This window comes from Rhodococcus sp. NyZ502, assembly GCF_041464245.1.
GTDB classification, from domain to species: Bacteria; Actinomycetota; Actinomycetes; order Mycobacteriales; family Mycobacteriaceae; genus Rhodococcus_F; species Rhodococcus_F qingshengii.
The window spans coordinates 5,848,491-5,867,334 of record NZ_CP167155.1; the positions used below are offsets into that span (position 1 = coordinate 5,848,491).

The 18,844-nt window shown below is 62.7% G+C and carries 12 protein-coding genes; 8 read left to right on the plus strand and 4 right to left on the minus strand.

Going from position 1 to position 18,844, the window contains the following annotated elements; translation table 11 throughout:
* The first annotated feature begins 8 nt into the window (after positions 1-8).
* The 7 genes from ACBG85_RS27125 (at position 9) to ACBG85_RS27155 (ending at position 13,800) form a co-directional block, all read left to right on the plus strand.
* Positions 9-869, plus strand: a complete 861-nt coding sequence (locus tag ACBG85_RS27125; RefSeq protein WP_030536170.1) for a 3-hydroxyacyl-CoA dehydrogenase — start codon at positions 9-11, stop codon at positions 867-869.
* A gap of 184 nt (positions 870-1,053) precedes the next feature.
* On the plus strand, positions 1,054-2,097 hold the full coding sequence (locus ACBG85_RS27130; RefSeq protein ID WP_063315495.1) for a ParB/Srx family N-terminal domain-containing protein: 1,044 nt from the start codon (positions 1,054-1,056) through the stop codon (positions 2,095-2,097).
* Positions 2,098-2,279: 182 nt separating this feature from the next.
* A complete protein-coding gene (locus ACBG85_RS27135; RefSeq protein WP_372025512.1) occupies positions 2,280-7,748 on the plus strand; it encodes a glutamate synthase-related protein in 5,469 nt (1,822 codons plus the stop codon).
* Positions 7,749-7,779: 31 nt separating this feature from the next.
* Positions 7,780-9,552: a sulfite reductase subunit alpha gene (locus tag ACBG85_RS27140; RefSeq protein ID WP_372025514.1), complete on the plus strand. Its 1,773-nt coding sequence runs from the start codon at positions 7,780-7,782 to the stop codon at positions 9,550-9,552.
* A gap of 46 nt (positions 9,553-9,598) precedes the next feature.
* Complete coding sequence (locus ACBG85_RS27145) at positions 9,599-10,492, plus strand: hypothetical protein (protein ID WP_372025516.1); 894 nt, start codon at positions 9,599-9,601, stop codon at positions 10,490-10,492.
* Between the two features lie 129 nt (positions 10,493-10,621).
* The gene (locus tag ACBG85_RS27150; RefSeq protein ID WP_372025518.1) at positions 10,622-12,253 is read left to right on the plus strand and encodes an ATP-binding cassette domain-containing protein; all 1,632 of its coding nucleotides are present in this window, start codon (positions 10,622-10,624) and stop codon (positions 12,251-12,253) included.
* Positions 12,253-13,800: an ABC transporter ATP-binding protein gene (locus ACBG85_RS27155; protein WP_063315491.1), complete on the plus strand. Its 1,548-nt coding sequence runs from the start codon at positions 12,253-12,255 to the stop codon at positions 13,798-13,800. Before ACBG85_RS27150 ends, ACBG85_RS27155 begins: the two co-directional genes overlap by 1 nt.
* A gap of 11 nt (positions 13,801-13,811) precedes the next feature.
* Here the strand turns inward: ACBG85_RS27155 and ACBG85_RS27160 are convergent, their stop codons facing one another.
* Positions 13,812-14,399: a sugar O-acetyltransferase gene (locus ACBG85_RS27160; protein WP_042451691.1), complete on the minus strand. Its 588-nt coding sequence runs from the start codon at positions 14,397-14,399 to the stop codon at positions 13,812-13,814.
* Positions 14,400-14,501: 102 nt separating this feature from the next.
* Entirely contained in the window at positions 14,502-15,659 is a 1,158-nt protein-coding gene (locus ACBG85_RS27165) for an acetyl-CoA C-acetyltransferase (RefSeq protein WP_030536178.1), read from the minus strand.
* Positions 15,660-16,313: 654 nt separating this feature from the next.
* Here ACBG85_RS27165 and ACBG85_RS27170 point away from each other — a divergent pair.
* Complete coding sequence (locus ACBG85_RS27170; protein WP_372027922.1) at positions 16,314-16,694, plus strand: hypothetical protein; 381 nt, start codon at positions 16,314-16,316, stop codon at positions 16,692-16,694.
* 96 nt (positions 16,695-16,790) lie between these two features.
* Here ACBG85_RS27170 and ACBG85_RS27175 read toward each other — a convergent pair whose 3' ends face one another.
* Both ACBG85_RS27175 and ACBG85_RS27180 read right to left on the minus strand, forming a co-directional pair.
* Positions 16,791-17,876 carry an ABC transporter substrate-binding protein gene (locus ACBG85_RS27175; protein WP_372025521.1) on the minus strand — a complete coding sequence of 362 codons (1,086 nt, stop codon included), beginning with the start codon at positions 17,874-17,876 and terminating at the stop codon, positions 16,791-16,793.
* 54 nt (positions 17,877-17,930) lie between these two features.
* Positions 17,931-18,761, minus strand: a complete 831-nt coding sequence (locus tag ACBG85_RS27180) for a siderophore-interacting protein (protein ID WP_007730297.1) — start codon at positions 18,759-18,761, stop codon at positions 17,931-17,933.
* Between the last annotated feature and the right edge of the window lie 83 nt (positions 18,762-18,844).

The window sequence follows — 18,844 nt, forward strand, 5'->3', positions numbered from 1 at the left end:
GATCGAAAATGACTGAACTGAAGCAGATCACCGTTCTGGGTACCGGAGTTCTCGGCTCACAGATCGCCTATCAGACCGCCTATCACGGCTTCGACGTCGTCGCGTACGACATCAACGCCGAGGTCATCGAAAAGGCCAAGGCTCGGTTCGACTCGTTGGCCGCGGCCTACAAGGCCGAGAACGTCGAGGGTGCCAAGGAAGGCAAGGCTGACGAAGCGCTGCAACGTATTACGTACTCGTACGATCTAGGCGAAGCCGTCGCCAAGGCCGACCTGGTCATCGAGGCAATTCCCGAGGACATCGCCATCAAGCGCGACACCTACGAGAAGCTTGCCACGGTTGCTCCTGAGCACACGGTGTTCGCTACCAACTCCTCGACGCTGCTGCCGAGCGATCTCAAGGAGTTCACCGGCCGCCCCGAGAAGTTCCTCGCACTGCACTTCGCAAATCACGTGTGGGTCAACAACACTGCCGAGGTCATGGGCACCGAGTCCACCGACCCCGCCGTGTACCGCGAGGTCGTCGAGTTCGCGAAGAACATCGGCATGGTGCCGATCGAACTCAAGAAGGAGAAGGCGGGCTACGTACTCAACTCGCTCCTGGTCCCGCTCCTCAACGCGGCCTCCGACCTGCTGATCGACGGCATCGCCGATCCCGACATGGTCGACAAGACGTGGCGTATCGGCACCGGAGCCCCGTTCGGCCCCTTCCAGATCATGGACGTCGTCGGGTTGACCACCGTCTACAACATCTCCTCCCAGGGCGGCGAGAAGCAGCGCGAATTCGCCGACTACATCAAGAAGAACTACATCGACGAGGGCAAGCTCGGCGTTGCTGTCGGCGAGGGCTTCTACAACTACAAGGGCTGATCAATTGCAAGGCTGATCAACTGCAGGGCTGATCAACCAACAGGCTCACCGCGCGGTGGTTACGACGTGAATTCACGTGGTAGCCACCGCGCGGACGTCTGTTGTCAGTAAGTCCGAAACCACCCTGAGCGATTGTGACGCAAGCTTCTTCACGTGCGAACCCATCATCAGGAGAGATCCCCACATGCGTCGTTCCGCCATCTCGGCACTCACAACACTGGCACTGCTCGGCGCCGGAACATTGGTCAGCACTCCCGCTGTCGCCGCTCCCCTCGCGTGTGGCGGAATCTCCACCGGTTCGTTCTCAGGCTCCGCCGGCGGATCGGAGTACCTGTGCGCCAAGGAAGGTGATCTCCTGGACGTGCGCATCGGCGACGTTCACGCGACACAACCGTCACTCGGCTACGACGAGGTGTACTACAAGCTCGGGCGATACACGCTCGGAAAAGACACGATCAACAAGAAGTTCGACGACTGGTGTGAGGCGAACGGCCAGATCCAGGCCGCGACCGCTACTGCGGCGTCGACGCTGAAGGACCCGTCGTCCTTCACCTGCCAGATTCCAGTGGGTCAGGAAACCGTCGAGAGCATCGCGCCCATGAAGACCGTGGTCGTCGGACCCCGCGGCGATCTCTACCTGACCGACGGTCACCACACCCTCACGTCCTTCATCGAGACGGCCGACGGCGGTCCCGACCTTCACGTGAGACTGCGGGTTCTCGGCAACCTCAGCGGCTTGAGTGAAGGTGCCTTCTGGACCGAGATGGAGAAGAACAAGTGGGTCTGGTCGCGTGACGTCGACGGAAACCAGGTACCAGTCCAGGCTCTGCCGAAGAGCGTCGGCCTGGCCAACTTCGCCGACGACAAGTACCGCAGCTTGATGTACTTCTCCCGCGACATCGGATTCGCCGCAGGCACGATTCCGTTCCAGGAGTTCTACTGGGGCGCCTGGGTCCGCGACACCGCGCCCGTCGACCTCACCAACTGGAATCGCGATGATCTCTCCAGCTACCTGGGCACCGTGAAGTCGGTGACCAAAGCACAGACAGCGTTGACAGGCGATGCCGTCGTCGACAGCGGATTCACTGCCACCGATCTTGGCGTCCTGTCGGCCTGGAACGACGGCAAAGCCGAGTCCAAGGGCGAGTTCGCAAAGCTGTCCAAGCCGTACACAGACGACAAGCCGGGCAAGATCGCCTACGCACTTGCCTACAAAGCAACCCTCTGACCTGCTCAGATCCAAGTCACACCAAGCAGACTTGACTAAGGTAAGCCTCTACTCAGTAGTCTGAACCCATTCGGGTGCCGCTTCATCGAAGCAGCGACGCCCTGCCCTGACGGAATACATGCCGTCGTATCTGCCCGGTCGAACAATCTCCGGGCAACCAGGACAGGGAGAAGGTTGCTGCAGTGAGCACGTCCATCGTCGGTTTGTACGACCCCGCAGATGACAAGAGCAGTTGCGGGGTCGGGTTCATCACGCGCAAGGACGGCGTGCAGACCCACGATGTCCTGATCAAGGGCCGCGAAGCGCTCTGCTCGGTTCCGCACCGCGGCGGTATGTCCTCCGAGGGCGTCGGCGACGGCGGCGGCGTCTCGGTGGACCTCTCCCTCCGGTTCTTCCGCAAGGTAACCGGGCGCTCCGACCTTCGCGCCGGACGCTTCTGCGTCGGCAACTTCTTCCTTCCGGACGACGACGCCCAGCACGCTCGCGCTGCCGCCCTGGTCGAACGTGAACTTCTCGATCGCGGTTTCACCACTCTCGCAGTGCGCGACGTCCCGGTCGACAACTCGGCGATTCGGCCGGCCGCGATCGCGCATCAACTTCCGGTCAGGCAGTGGATTTTCGAGGTGCCCACTCCTCGCCCCGAGCCTGCGGTAGTCGATCGCCTCGTGCACGAAGCTCTGCTCGCCATCGAGGCAATCGCGTACAACACCCCTGCACTACGCGGGTTGTACCCACTCTCGCTCAGCGCGCGAACTCAGGTTCTCAAGGGTCGCTTGAACTCCGACGAAGTGATCCCGTACTTCCGCGACCTGGTCGACCCCGATCACGCCGTGCACACGATGTACTTCCATACGCGGTTCTCGACCAACACGGACCCGCATCCCACGATGGCGCAGCCGTTCCGGTTCATGGCTCACAACGGAGAACTGAACACGGACAAGAAGAATCGGCTCTCCGAAGCTGCTGTCGCCAGTGCAAAACGACGTGCGATCGTCCGTCCGCCCGGCCAGTCCGACAGTTGCCGACTCGATCAGACCCTGGAAGCACGCGTCATCGAGGACAGTGTCGACCTGGTGACGGCTGTGGTCTCGATGATGCCGCCGGCCTGGGAAAACGACACCACTCTCTCCCCCGCAGTGCGTGCGATGTTCGAGTACTTCTCGCTGTACGAGGAGAAGAACGACGGACCGGCAGCGCTGGTGTTCGGCGACGGCACCATCATCGGTGCGCGCCTGGATCGCCTCGGTCTGCGTCCACTACGCACGATCGAGACGCACGACTACGTGTGCGCATTCTCCGAAGCCGGACAGATCGCGTTCGCACCCGAGACGGTGATTCACCGTGGCCGCGTCGAGGCCGGCGGAATGTTGTACTTCGATCATCGCGATCGCCATACCTACACTGCCCGCGAAGCTCTGGAAAAGATTGCCGCTCAGCGCGACTACCAGTCGTTGCTGGAGCAATCGCGAATCCTGATCGAAGACATTCCCGCCGTGCCAGCGGAGAAAGTCAGCTCCCCGACCCGTTACAACGGCACCTTCGAGATACATCAGCGCTACATGGCGTACTCCCTGGATCAGGAAAGTTTCAAATTCCTGATGGATCCGATGCTCACGCACGGAGCCGAAAAGGTCTCCGCCATGGGTTACGGCAACGCCATCAACGCATTCAGCGACCGCGAAGGCGGCGTGGCTCGTTACTTTTCGCAGCGATTCGCCCAGGTCACCAACCCTCCCCTCGACAGCATCCGGGAAGCGGACGGTATGACTCTCAGGGTTGCATTGGGTGCGAAGATGTCCCCCGGACAGGGCAAGCAGATCGTCATCGCCTCGCCGATCCTCGGGCACCTGGACATGCTCAAGATCCGCGAACAGAACCACACTCCGCACCGCCGCTTCGAAATGCTCTACCCCGCCGAGGGTGACGCGCAGGCAATGGTCGACGCGATGACCGCGCTCGGCAACGCTGTTGTAGCCTTCGCGGCCGAACAGGGCGGAATCGCAGTCCTGACCGACCGCCACGTATCTCACGAGCGCGCAACACTTCCCGCGATCATGGTCGTCGGAGCATTGAACCAACGCCTCATCGACGCGGGCCTGCGATTGCGCGTCTCTCTCATCGTGGAGAGCGGCCAGATCGAGTCCTCACACCACGTTGCGGCCGCACTCGGTTTCGGCGCTTCCGCCGTCTACCCGCTGTCCGTTCAGTTGCGAGCCGAGGAGAAGTTCGCCGCTGACCCGGATGCCGCGTTCCGACGCTTCGCGAAGGCCGCCGAGAAGTCCCTGATGAAGACGATGGGACGCGTCGGTCTGTGCACCGTCGAAAGCTACATCGGCGGAGAATTTTTCGAACCCAACTTCCTCGATACGTCCGACCCTGTTCTGCGCCAGTGGTTCCCCAACATGAAGTCACCGGTGGGTGGCGTCGGTTTCGACACCGTCGCGGTGACCTCGAAGCAGTGGCACGAGCGTGCGAGCGCAGTCGGGGGCGAGAAGGATCTGCCACTGCTCGGCCTGTTCAAGGAGCGTGCAGACGGCGCAGGGCATTCGTTCGGTACCACCGCGGTCCGTAAGTACGTCGAACTCACCGAGGAGAAGATCGCGTTCGACAGTCCCTCCGGAACAGAACAATTCGAGGCTCTACGTCTACTGCCGCTCGGACGGCTCGACGACGCCTTCCGCCTCGACGCCGGGGCATACCGGGCGACGAGCTTCGACCGGTTGACCACCGAGCAGATCGACGACTTCGACATCACCGCCGGGTACCGGGACTTTTCCACTGTGATGGCTGCGGAACGATCGCGTCGTCCCGCCGCGTTGCGCGATGTCATCTCCGTGCCCGGTGATGTCACATTTGCGGTGACAACAGCCGAGTTCACCGACCAGATCAGCCGATTCTCGGTGCGCGGCAATAGGACGATCGTGATGCGTGGAATCCGGTGTGAATCTGCCGCGGACGGCCGGTACACACTTCGCCTAGACGGTCCACTGGCCGACGACACCGCTCGGGTGGTAGCACTCGGCGATGCTCTTTCCGTCGCCTTTGCCGACGACGTCACCATCGAGGCCACCGACCCGGATCTGGTGCTGAATGCAACCGGTATTGCGGCAGAGTTCCTGTCCAAGCTGAGGGTCGCACCGGCAGGTGTACCTCTCTCCGAGGTACAGAGTGCAAGCGACATCACCCCGAAGTTGGCGTCGGGTGCCATGAGCCATGGCGCACTGAACGCTCCGGCGCACGAAGCCGTCGCGCACGGCACGAACATGGTCGGTGCGATGTCCAACAGCGGCGAAGGCGGCGAACACCTTTCGCGCTACGACACGATTCGTGCATCGCGCATCAAGCAGTTTGCATCCGGACGCTTCGGAATCTGGGCGGGCTACCTCGCCGATCCGATGCTCGAAGAGATCGAGATCAAACTCGGCCAAGGCGCAAAACCCGGTGAGGGCGGGCAGCTTCCGGCCGCCAAGGTCACCGTCGACATCGCTGCCGCCCGCGGCGGAACGCCCGGGGTCGAACTGGTTTCGCCGCCGCCTCACCACGACACGTACTCCATCGAGGACCTCGCTCAGCTCATCCACGACTGCAAGGCAGCTCGCATTCGGGTGATCGTGAAGTTGGTGTCCTCGGAAGGAATCGGCACCATCGCCGTCGGTGTCGCCAAGGCCGGCGCCGACGTCATCAACGTCGCCGGAAATACCGGTGGCACCGGCGCCGCTTCGGTGACCAGCCTCAAGTACGCGGGCCGTGCGGCCGAGGTCGGTATCGCCGAGGTCCATCAAGCTCTGTGTGCCAACGGCCTTCGCCAGAAAGTCGTTCTGCGATGCTCGGGCGCGCATCAGACCGGCAGCGACATCATCACTTCCGCCCTACTCGGCGCAGACAGCTTCGAGTTCGGTACGTCGGCGCTGATGATGATGGGCTGCGTCATGGCCAAGAACTGCAACATCAAGTGCCCCGCCGGTCTGACCACCAACCCGGAACTGTTCGACGGCGATCCCCGCGCGATGGCGCAGTACCTTCTCAACATCGCTCACGAAACTCGGGAACTGCTCGCGAATCTGGGAATGCGATCCCTTCAGGAAGCGCGGGGTCGAACGGATCTCCTGCATCTGCTCGATCACCCGTCCATCGTCGGCAATCTGAAGCTGGACGCGATGTTCGAGTCCGCTCCGAACATCACCATCGACAATCCTGTGTACCTCGAACGTGAGTACGCGCTCGACGAGAAGATCATGGACGAGGTTCGTACGGTGTTCTTCAACCGTGGCGAGGCCTCGGTCGCCGTGTCCGGACCTGAATTCGCCGAAGGTGCACTGCACCTGGGTAACCGGAACAAGAGCGTCGGTGGTCAGTTGGCGATCGACCTCGAACGCGAGCTCAACTACGGAGCGCCCGGCCTTCTCGCTCCGGGAGTACTGACCGACGAGCGTGGGCGTCGCTACCTGGCGCCGGGCAGCGTGCGCGTCCTGACGACCGGATCTGCGGGCCTGTCGTTCGGCGCATTCTGCAACGACGGCATGCACCTGGAACACACCGGGACATGTAACGACGGCGTAGGAAAGAGCATGAGCGGCGGCGTGATTGCCGTGCGCAGCCCAGGCGGCGGCTCCAGTGACGCCGGTGGAAACGTGTTGATCGGCAACTTCGCGCTCTTCGGCGCCACCGGTGGACGAGTGTTCGTCGAAGGTGAAGCAGGCGATCGCTTCGCAGTTCGCAACTCCGGCGCCAGTGCTGTCGTAGAAGGTGTCGGAGACTTCGCCGGCGAGTACATGACTAACGGTGCTGTCGTGAATCTCGGCGAGTTCGGCAAGGGTGTCGGCAACGGCATGAGCGGCGGGTTCTTCTACCAGTACGACCCTCGCGGCGAACTGGCACTGCGAGCAAGTACGGATTCCGTACTGCTGGGTTCGATCACCGCTGCGACCGATCCTCTGGCCGCCGTCCACAACCACGCGGTACAACTCCTGCTCGAACTGCATGTGGAAGCAACGGGATCCGCGCTCGGAACCCGACTACTCGAGAACTGGGAAGTCGAACAGCACTCGTTCGTCTACGCCATGCCCAAGGCATTGATGCTTTACCAGGACAGCGATGCAATCCTGGCTGCGAAGTCGCACAAAGAGCTTCTCGAAGAATTGGCGTCCGCCATCGCAGCACGTCAGGTCCGCACGTTCAAACTCGCAGTGCGCGATGGGCGCCCTGCACTGAACGGAGCAGTCCCTGCCTACGGCGAGACCGATACGGCGACGATGTATGCGCTGCTCAGTGAGTACACCGTGCTTCACTTCGCGCAACAACTCGCCACCGCCCGCACGCCGGGTGCGTCCGGACCCGACGATCCAGCAGTGCAGAAGGCGGCCCGAAACCTGGTGCTGACCGAGGACTTCGCCCTCGTCCAGCACTTGGTCAAGTACTCGAAAGAGATTCTCGCCGGCTACGACGACGAACAGTTGGCTGCGTTGATTGCAGCCAAGCGCGTCGACGACTACAAACAGGCGCTGAGCCTGCGCAACGTGTTGGCCATGGACAGCCCGGCGACGTACGGGTGGATTCTGTTTCAAGACAACAAGAATCGGGACAAGCTCGGATCACTGCCGAACTTCGACGAACTGTTCGCTTCGCGCACGATCCCCGACCTGGTGTCCTGACCTCCTCCCCCGAACGTAGGTGAGCTTCAAAATGGAAATCCCGTACATCCCCGAATACGCACCGTTCAACGGCGACCAACGCGCGTGGCTTTCCGGATTCCTGGCCGGTCTACACTCACGAACTTTCATGCCCGGTCAAACCGGTGCTGCAACAGCGACAGTGGAGAGAACTGCCGGCGCAGCAGTGCACATCCTCTACGGAAGCCAGACCGGCAACGCGGAGTCCGTGGCCGAAGACGCGGCCGCAGCTGCTCGTGCCCACGGTCTCGAACCACTTGTCGCGAGTCTGGACACCGTGGATATCAATGCACTTTCCGCCATGCGCCGGGTGCTCGTCATCACCTCCACCTACGGCGAGGGCGAGATGCCCGACAACGCGCAGCTGTTCTGGGATGCAGTCGAATCCGAGAGCGCACCCAGATTGGACGGTCTCTACTTCGGCGTGCTCGCGCTCGGCGACACCAGCTACGACGGCTACTGCCAGTCGGGCAAGAACATCGACGCCCGCTTCGAAGCGCTCGGCGGGACCCGGGTTGTCGACCGCACCGATTGCGACGTCGACTACGAGGATCCGGCGGCCGAGTGGATCGTTCGGGCCGTCGCTGCGGTGGCCGGTGTCGACGGTGATGCGGGGGCCGCTGCCTCGCCGGTTGCGCCCGCTCAGACGAAGACCAAGTCCCAGTGGACTCGCAAGAACCCCTATCCTGCAACCGTCCTCGCCAACCGGCTGTTGTCCGGCGAGGACTCAGCCAAGGAAGTCCGCCACTTCACCTTTGCGCTCGGCGAGGACGGTCTGGACTACGAGGCCGGAGATGGATTGGGCATCCGCCCGATCAACGACCCCGCCCTCGTCGAGGCGATCATCCATCAGCTCGGTGTCAGCGGCGATTACGTGGTTACCGCGAAAGACGGCTCGTCCGCACCGTTGGACCAGGTGTTGACCAGCGACTACGAGATCTCGATTCCCTCGCGCGATTTGATCGAAGACATCGCCCGACGCAGCGGCGACGCCGAACTGCGGCACATTCTCGACACGGAAGATCGGGAAGCGCTCGATGCGTGGCTGTGGGGCAAGGACGTTCTCGATCTCCTCCAGTTGGACAACAGCATTCGCCTGAATCCCGAGGATCTGCTTACACTTCTTCGCCCGCTGCAACATCGGGTCTATTCGATCTCCTCCAGCCCGCTGGCCCACGACGGCACCGTGCATCTGACGGTAGCGAGTGTGCGCTACCGCTCGGGCGAGCGGGATCGCGGCGGCGTCTGCTCGACGTACCTGGCGGACCGCGTCGGCGAGGGAGATCGGGTCGGAGTTTTTGTCTCCAAGAACAATTCGTTCCGCCTACCCGCCGATGACGCTGTTCCCGTCGTGATGATCGGCCCCGGAACCGGCATCGCACCCTTCCGCGCTTTCCTGCACGAGCGTCGCGCGCGCAACGCGTCGGGGCAGAATTGGCTGTTCTTCGGCGATCAGCATCAGTCGAGCGACTTCATCTACGAGGACGAGTTGAACGGGCTGACCCGTGACGGTGTCCTGACTCGCCTCGATCTGGCCTTCTCGCGCGATCAGTCCGAGAAGATCTACGTCCAGACTCGTATGCGCGAGCAGGGCCGAGACTTGTTCGACTGGCTCGAAAACGGTGCGCACGTGTACGTCTGCGGCGACGCCACTCGGATGGCAAAGGACGTCGACGACGCATTGCACGAGGTCGTCGCCGAGCACGGTGGGTTGGATGCGGACGCCGCCGAGGATTACGTCAACAACCTCAAACGATCGAAGCGGTACCTAAGGGATGTCTACTGAGATGTGCCCGCACCGTGGCGAATGTCGTTGCGCAGCTTTGGCACGCATGTCGGACCTGGACGCACTGCTTGCGCGTCCGGGGTTCCGTGGTGGACTGATCGACACCGCACCTGACGTAGTCGGCAAAATGTTGCCGCTCTTGGACGACACGGTAGCAATCACCGTCGCAGGCCCGGTGGCTGTCAACGACTCGGGCAAGTACTCCGTTCCGACAGTTCCCGGCGATCCGTTGGTCTGCGCGCCCGGGCTCGTCGCTCTGCGTTTGAACGTTGCCTCCCTCGGCTCGGTGGTGACCACTGAAGCAGAGCAGCACATACCGCCGACGCTCCGCATGTTCGACATCCACGGATCAAGTTCACACACCACGTATTTGACCCCGGCCTCGGATCGTCTCGCCTTCGAAGCGATGCGAACTGCGCCGAGCACTGCGAGGGAAACAAGCCCTCCCATCCAGACATCGAATACGCCCGCATTCTGGGCCGAAGCCGATCAGCTGACACAGCTCGACTTCATCCTCGCGGACGGCGGCAGCGAACGTCGTAGTGGCCTGGTCGCTCTGGGCGCCCTCGGTTACCGGCGAGTCGATCCTCACCTCATGGCTGCCGGGATGGAGCACCTGTCCTACCACCAACTGCCCGTCACGACCGTCGTCGCCGGGAACGGATGCCTGCAGATCCACCGTGGTGACCTCGACGCCGCAGCCATGTTCGGCGGGACATTGACTCTAGCCTCGGACACCTGCCGGACGGTGATCGACCTGAATGGTGTCTCGGAGTGCTGGCTGACCCGCACCCACGGCGTTCACGGCCTGACCAGCTCGATCGAGATGTACGACTTCCGCCGCAAATGCGTGGCAGTCTTCACCCAAACGGGTCCAACCGAACCCGCAGTCATGGGCGTGTGGGAAGACGTCATGAGTTCCATCTCGGCCGCATCCTGACACCGACAGATGCTGGGCGAGTGTAAGAAATCGGCGTACGGCGATAACCATATGGAGCCATCGACCCCTAACCTTAGGTCTCGGTCATTTGTCGTGCCTGCACCCTGGCGCTGATTCAAGGAGTTATCCATGCCCCGCCCTCTCGTCGAACCGTCGCTGGTCCCGGCCTTGCGCCCGGCGCTGCCTGCATTGGCTGCCGGGGTCGTCGCGGCCGCAGCGTCGGGGGTCGCGATGCTCGGGGCGCTCTGGTGCGTCGTGCAACTCATCGGTGAACCGTCGATGAGCTGGGCCGGGTGGGCATGTGGGCTGTGGCTCACCGGGGTAACGCTCGCTGCCACGTCGTCGTGGCTCTCGCATCACGCCGAGTCACTCTTCGAGGCCAGGCTTCGACGCCAGCTCGCAGCCCACCTCGTTCGCCTACCGGCAAGCACGCTGTCCCGCTACAGCGGAGACGCACTGCGGAGGCTCGTTTCGGACGACATCTCGGCGCTGCACCATATGACTGCGCACCTACCGGCCGAGTTCGCCACACTCATCGTGGTCCCCGCGGTCACGATCGCGGCGTTGGTTGCCTCAGCCGGCCCCGTGGCGCTTCTCGCTCTGGCTCCCGGCATCGTGGCAGCTCTGTTCTACCTGGTCGTGATCCCCCGAATGGCCGCTCGGCACAGCGCCGAAAGTGCAGATGTCATGGGCGACATCGTGACTGCCGTGGACGACTATGCCCGCGGCATCCGCGTCTGCCGGATCTACGGCGCGCAGACCGGCGCTGCCGCCGACTATGCAGAATCGACAGCACGGTTCACCCGGGGAATGCAGGAGCGCGTTCGACTCGTGGCTACCCCTGCGGCCGTCGCCGTTGCCCTCATGCAGGCGACGGCGACGTTCGCGATCGCCTATGCCGTCGGATTCCACTGGGATGCAACGACGTTGGCCGCCACCATTCTCTTCAGCCTCGCAATCGTGACACCGGCCCTGCGGCTCGGGCACGGCCTCGACTACGTCGCTGCTGGACGCTCTGCTGCGGGCCGGCTCGCCGCTGCCCTGGACGAACCCACCCTCCCTGCCGGTGAAGCGCCAACCGTTCCGGCCTCGAGTCCCTCCGATCGACTGGAGATCGTCAACCTGACTGTCACGATCGCGGACCGCAGAGTCGTCGACGACGTCACGCATGCATTCCGCCCAGCCACGATCACTGCGATCACGGGACCGAGTGGAGCAGGCAAGACGACGCTCCTGAAAGCATTGGCCGGCTTCGAGATCCCGGAACTGGGTACCGTCCGCTACGCAGGTCGTAGCATCACCGCGATCGACGAGAACCTGCGGCCACAGTCCGTTCTGCTCACACCCCAGGGCGCAGACGTGTTACCTGCCACGGTGCGCGAGAACATCGCGCTGGCCGCCCCCGATGCAACGGACGCGGAATACACCGCCGCACTACGCCGGGCACAGATCGACGTCAGCCTCGACGCCCACGCCACTTCACTCTCCGGAGGAGAACGTCAGCGCGTCGGGCTTGCTCGGGTGTTCCTCTCGCCCGCAGCAGTACTGCTGCTCGACGAGCCGACCAGTGCACTCGACGATCGCACGGCCGCCGAACTGCTGAAGGAATTGCGACACCTCGCACATGACGAAGGAAAGACGATTGTGATCGTCACCCACGACCCCGCTCTTGCAGACGATGCCGACGATCGACTCGACCTCGGCGGTCGAAACGTGAACGACGCTGCCTCGCACAGTGCAGCCCTGACTGGAGCCGAATAATGAACAGCGCCAATGTAGCCCGACGACGCTTGATCACCATCGGACTCGGTTGGGTGTCCGTTGCTGTCCTCGAGGCGATCGCGTACACCACCCTCGCGCTCTCGATCGCTGATCACCGGTCGCCGGTTCTCGTCCTGGCCACGGCCACCATCGCTCTCTTCGTGACCGTCCTGGTCTCGCGGGGCGGTTACTTCACCGGGGCTCGACTCGTGGGCGATCTCTACGACGCTCTCGGCGACGCCTTCGCCCGTGCGAAACTGTCCTGGTTCACCGACGACAACCGGGCACTGCTCGCCACCGTCGCCGGGCGCGGAATCCCGTCGCTGATGAGTGTTCCCGCGCACCAACTTCAGACCTTCCTGGTTGCACCGCTGATCCCGCTGCTCCTGCTTCCTGGGATCGCGGTCGTCGCGGGGCCAGGCGTCATGCTGCTCGTCGGTGGACTGCTCGCCGTGTCGCTCGTCGCTCAGACGCTGGCCCAACGTGCGCTCAGCCGAGCGGACGAGCGCCGACACGAAGCCGAGCTCGCAGCAACTCAGTCGACACTCGAGCTCACCGACCACCTCGAATTACTGCGCACAGCAGCCGGTCCCACACGTTCCGTCGAACGAATCGAGCGAAGCTGGCGGAATCAGGAAGCCGCGCTTGCACGGACAAATCTCGCCGCGGCACCAGCGACATTCATCTCGGCGATCGCCACCATTGTGCCGCTGGCAGGTGCAGTGATTTTCCTCGCCGCCACCGGATTCGACGATCCCGCAGCCGCTCTCGCGCTTGTCATCCTCACCGCCCGCGCCGCTGCGCCGCTCGACGAACTCGCCCTGGCCGGAATCGGAGTCAACGAGCTGCGCGCAACGGTTCGCGACTACCGCACAGCGACTTCGGCTCCCGCACTGGCCGAGCCCGCACCCTGGGACGCCGCGCGCCCTGTTGGAACGGACATCGAGGTCGCCGGGGTAGATCACGCTCCGGTTCTGCGTGGCATCACCGCGGAGATCCCCGCGGGTGAGCGAGTTCTCGTCGCAGGACGCTCGGGTACGGGGAAGAGCACACTTCTCGGGCTGCTCATGCGCTTCGACGATCCGGACCAAGGCAGCGTCACTCTGGGCGGAGTTTCACTGCGCGACTTGCCCTACGACGACCTGGCGGCACACATCGGCTACGTGCCGCAGGACCCACTCGTGTTCTCGGGCACCCTCGGGGAGAACATCGGACTTGGAAGACCGGGCGCTACCGAAACCGAGATCGAGGACGCCGCCAGGCGCGCTGCCCTCGGCGCCGTTCTCGACCGCTCGACGCTCGGCATTCATCAGGACATCGGACACCAGGGTGCCGCTCTCTCCGGTGGCGAACGTCAGCGGGTGGCGATCGCTCGCGCCTTCCTCAAAGACGCTCCCGTCCTGGTTCTCGACGAAGCCACCTCGGCCCTCGACGAGGCCACCGAGCGCCGTATCGCCGGCGCCGTGCGGGAATTGGCGGCCACCGTCTTCGTCGTCACCCACCGCGACCCCGCCATCTGGGAGCCCACCCGCACGATCACCCTCTGACATCGCATGCCCTAGTGCTCGCGTTGCAGTCCCTCAACTTCGGCAGGTGTCCGACGGATAACCCTTGCCGGCGATCCAGCAGCAACGACGTGATCAGGAATGTCATGCAAGACCACACTTCCCGCGCCGATCACGGCGTTGTGACCGATCGAAACTCCTGCACCGACAGTGACTGAGGCGCCGAGCCACGTGTTCTCACCGATGACGATCGGAGCAGCCCGCTCCCATCCCTCGCGGCGCCGTCGATGATCATCGACAGGGTGCAACGCTGTCATCAGCTGGGCTCCAGGCCCGATCCTCACGTCCGCGCCGATTGTGATCAGCGCATCATCCATGAAGAACCCGTTCGCGTTGACGAATGCGTTGGCTCCGAGCCGAATGTTGTGTCCGTAGCTGCATTGGAACCGCGGCACCACCAAAGCTCCGTCACCTACCTCACCAAAAAGGCTGGCGAGAGCCCGTGAGCGGACAGCGTCGTCGTCCGCCGCAGCCCCATTGAACGAGTCGAGTCGACGCCAACACTCAAGCCGCCGTTCCCGCAGCTCGTCATCATCGAGATACCACTCACCACGAGCAAGACGATCCGCCTGTTCTCCCACACTCGGATCGTCGCACACCGCGCCACGGCACCCCTGTTGGGCGCGTTGCACCCGACAAAGCGCTACAACAGAAGGTTTTCCATGCCGCCCAATTTCGCGAGCTCAGCTCAGCCGCTCGATGATGGTGACGTTCGCGGTCCCACCACCCTCACACATGGTTTGGAGACCGTACCGTCCATCAATGCGGTCCAACTCGTGCAACATCGTGGCGAACAACTTGGTGCCAGTGGCCCCAAGGGGGTGGCCCAATGCGATTCCACCACCGTTGGGATTGACCCGGGAGGGATCTGCACCCGTCTCGATCAACCAGCTCAGAACTACCGAAGCGAATGCCTCGTTCATTTCTACGGTATCCATCTGGCCGATCGCCATGCCGGATTTCGCCAGTGCATACTTCGTCGCGGGTATCGGCGCCGAGAGCTGCAGCATCGGATCGTCGCCGCGCACGCTCATATGATGAATGCGCGCACGTGGCTTCAATCCATGAACCTCGAGCGCCTTCTCGGAGACAATCAGGGCCGCTGATGCGCCGTCACAGATCTGCGAAGCCACAGCAGCCGTCAGCAACGAGCCATCCCTCAATGCGGGCAGTGCAGCCATCTGCTCCATGGATGTCTCTCGTGGGCATTCGTCAACGACGCATTGGCCCAATGACACTGTCTCACGCTCGAATCGGCCGTCTGTGATGGCAGCACGGGCACGCTGATGCGATTGCAGTGCCCACTCCTCCATGTCTTCACGGCTGATACCCCATTTCTTGGCAATCAGGTCGGCGCCGACGAACTGTGAGATTTCGGCCTCACCGAATCGTGCTGCCCACCCCCGGGACTTACTGAAGGGCGTGTCGAATCCGTACTCGTTGCCGGCACGCATTGCCGCCGAGATAGGAATCGAGGACATGTTCTGCACACCGCCGACAAGCACCACATCTTGGGTCCCGCTCATGACCGCTTGCGCTGCGAAGTGGACGGCTTGCTGTGAAGATCCGCATTGTCTGTCGACTGTCGTTCCTGGGATGTCCAAGGGTAGGCCTGCTGAAAGCCAGGCGGTGCGGGCAATGTTGCCCGATTGCGGCCCGATAGCGTCGACACAACCGAAGATCACATCGTCGACGGCCATCGGGTCCAGTCGAGTGCGGTCGAGAATCGATGTGATCACGTGGGCCCCCATGTCCGCTGGGTGCTCTCCTGCGAGCGAGCCGTGCCGTTTACCCACCGGAGTGCGGAGCGCATCGACGACATAAGCCTGAGGTGCAACCATACGAACTCCTTCGAAATCGAGCTTTGTCGGGCTTTCGATGTCGCACACACTCTAGCGATCAAGCATTTGTTTGGTAGATGAAACGTGATTTCGAGACCCGCAGCTACCGACACAGGATTGGTCTCCGCACTTCTATCCAACGAAATCCACTGCTGTCGCAATCATTCGACAGTTAGAGGCTCGACCCCCAAACGCGGCTTGGCTGCCCACGCCGCAGACCCCTCACGCCAGCGTGAAACCGCGAAAGATGCGAGAACAGCTGCGGGAGTGCATCTTCGAGCGGAACGAGCGCATCATCCATATCCATTGCCTTCCCTGAGAAATCGTTCAGCCCGCCTTGCGAACAACACCAGCTTTGTCGAGCTACACCGCAAGCCGGCTGGCCGATGGCTGGAAAGTTAGTACTTTCGGTGGAGCCCAGCACGATTGGGCTATTCACCGCCCAATACAGGCTTCGTATACCGATACGCGTTGCAGGACAACGATTCTACAAACGCTCACGCACTCAGCGATTCATGAACCGCCGCTGGCTCGAAAACTGGATCCCCTTGCGGTAATTGCGCTCCGGGTAGAGCATGGGCACCACACCGTCTTCGATTACCGGAGGTTACCGTGACGAATCTCGTACGCCGACTATCTGCCTGCGTATCCATAGTGGCCGTATCGGTTCTCGCGCCCGCAACCGTTGCCTCCGCTGCGGTCACCGTTCCGTTCCAAATCAACCCGGCGCCGTTCGGGAACCCAAACGGCAGCTTCGACGCACCCCCTGTCCACTGTGTGGCGGTAGTCGGCGAACAACCTGGCACGGTGACGATCACCGGCGCCAAAGACGAGCGGTGGGGTTGCATGCTTTCGACGGAAGTGCGCTGGATGAACCTCTCGACAGGAGCCTCCGGCACCGGTCGGCTTTCTGGCGACAACCAAGGAACCCCGGGAGAGGCAACCCTGCAGACTGGAGCCGGGCAAGTTGCCGTCGCCATATTGCCTGCCGCCGGACCTGTCACCCCGGGTTTCGCAACCTTCTTCGTCCCATAGGCAACCCTCAAACCCGGGACACCTGCTGTACGAACGACCCGTCGCCACACAATCGTGTGGCGACGGGTGAGGGCTTTCCGTTCTCCAGTTGTACGCCTACAGCTTCGCGCTGATGAGCGGCACGATATGTTCAGCCGCCCAGATCGTTCCGATCGGGCCACCGCTCGTGATTGCCCACAGAACGTCGCCACCGTCGGCGGTGCGAGGAGGCAGAGCGACCCAACGACCGGAGGACACCGCTCCCAGCGCTTGGAAGAGCTTCCCGCCGGTCAGCTTGTCGAAATCCTCCTCGCTGCCGGCGGCACTGCGGCCGATCAGCAGGAAGTCCGCATCGATGTTCTCGAGAAGTTCCTCGCCGACAGTGCTTTGGGTGACGAACTCCTGTGCACGCGGGTTCTCGGCAAAACCGAGCTCGCCCAAGAAAGTTGCCGGAGCCGAATCGGGCGCTGAAAGGTACTGCAGCCCATTGCCGGTTCCGTAGAAGATCGCCCAGGTTGCGGTCAGGCCAGTGAGTTCAGGGTTCTCCTGACGCACCTTCGCAAAATACCGATCATGGTCCGCCACGATCTTTTCGGCTGCCTTCGAGAGGTCGAGTGTCTCGCCGAGTACGCGGATCGATTCCTTCCACGGCACGAGCATCCGCGACTTCGTGTCGGGGCTCGTCACCACCGGTGCGATGGAGGACAAACGTTCGTAGTAATCGCCCATCGACAAACCACCCAGGCCGTCGGCCCAGCCGACGGCGACGATGAGGTCAGGTTCGCTCGCGGCGATCGCTTCGACGGGAAGTGTGCCGCCCATCGCGAACTCGAAGGTGTCGAGATCCTCTGCGCCGTAAGGCAGCAAGTACGACTGGGAAGCCGACTCCTTGACCATCGACGAGGAGAGAACGGGTTTGACGCCGAGCGCGAGGAGCATTTCCGTGTCGACGGCATTGGGGACGATTGCGGCAACCCGCTCCGGGCGCTTCTCGAGAATACTTGTACCATATGGCGATTCCAGGGTCAGCGGGTAAGTAGTCGTTCCTTCCGCAGCGGGAAGGGCGTTCCCCTCCGAACCGGGAGTGGACGCCGTTTTCGAGTTTTCGGCCGAGGCCGAGCACCCGGACACAAGGAGCGCTGCGGCGAGCGCGGCCCCGATCAGTCCGATGATCCGTGATCGTCTGGTGCGCAGGACTGTCATTTCTGCCTTTCGGTGTTATCGAGCGCTTCGGTCTTACCGAGCGATGGAGCCGGGTCAGGAATCTGTGCGCACTGTGTCGCTGCGTTTCCAGTAGCCGGTGAAATCGATGTCGGTCTTCGCAATTCCTCGATCACGAATCAAATGACGCCGAAGCGAGCGAATCGTCGCCTGTTCGCCTGCAAGCCAAGCGAATACGCGTCCGTCAGGCCATTCGACAGCACTGACCGCGTCGAGCAACAAAGAAGTAGTGCCGGGCTCCGCCCCCTCGCGTGGCAACCACGTGACACTCACCCCGGGCAACTCGCGCACCGATTGAATGTGAGCCGAGTCCGCAATTTCGACGAACACATGCCCCCTGGCATCGGCAGGCAATTCCTCGAGCAGACGTGCGATCGCAGGTAGCGCCGTCTCGTCACCGACGACGAGCAGATACTCGCAATCTTCCGGGAGTCCCTGCGATACAGAGGGACCCGCGATGTGCATTCGGTCGCCAGGGCCGGCGTCGCGCGCCCAGGTGGTAGCAACTCCACCGCCGTGAACGACGAAATCGACGTCAAGTTCCCTTGTTCGCGGATCGTAACGGCGCACGGTGTACGCGCGGGCAAGTGGACGGCGTCCCGCTGCGAAAGTCACAGTGCCGTCGACTATCACCGGCAAGACCGGATCGGTTTCGCCAGGATAGGCGAACAACAATCGGAGGTCGTCGTCGAAGCCGGTGCTGACGAAGGCGGGCTCGGCAAAGCCGTCGGCGTTTGTGAAGGTGTCGAGCTGCGCTCCGGTGAGCGTCACTCTCCGCATGCCCGGCGTCACGTCTGTCACCCGACGTACCTCGAGTTCACGCAAGGTGACTGAGTACGCCGTTGTCGGACGGGTGTTTCGGGGCACGGAAAGACTCCTCGGAAGCGCACAGACGGGGGGGTCGACCCACGCTCGATCACGGCGGAAGGGCCATTGAATAAAGCTAGCCT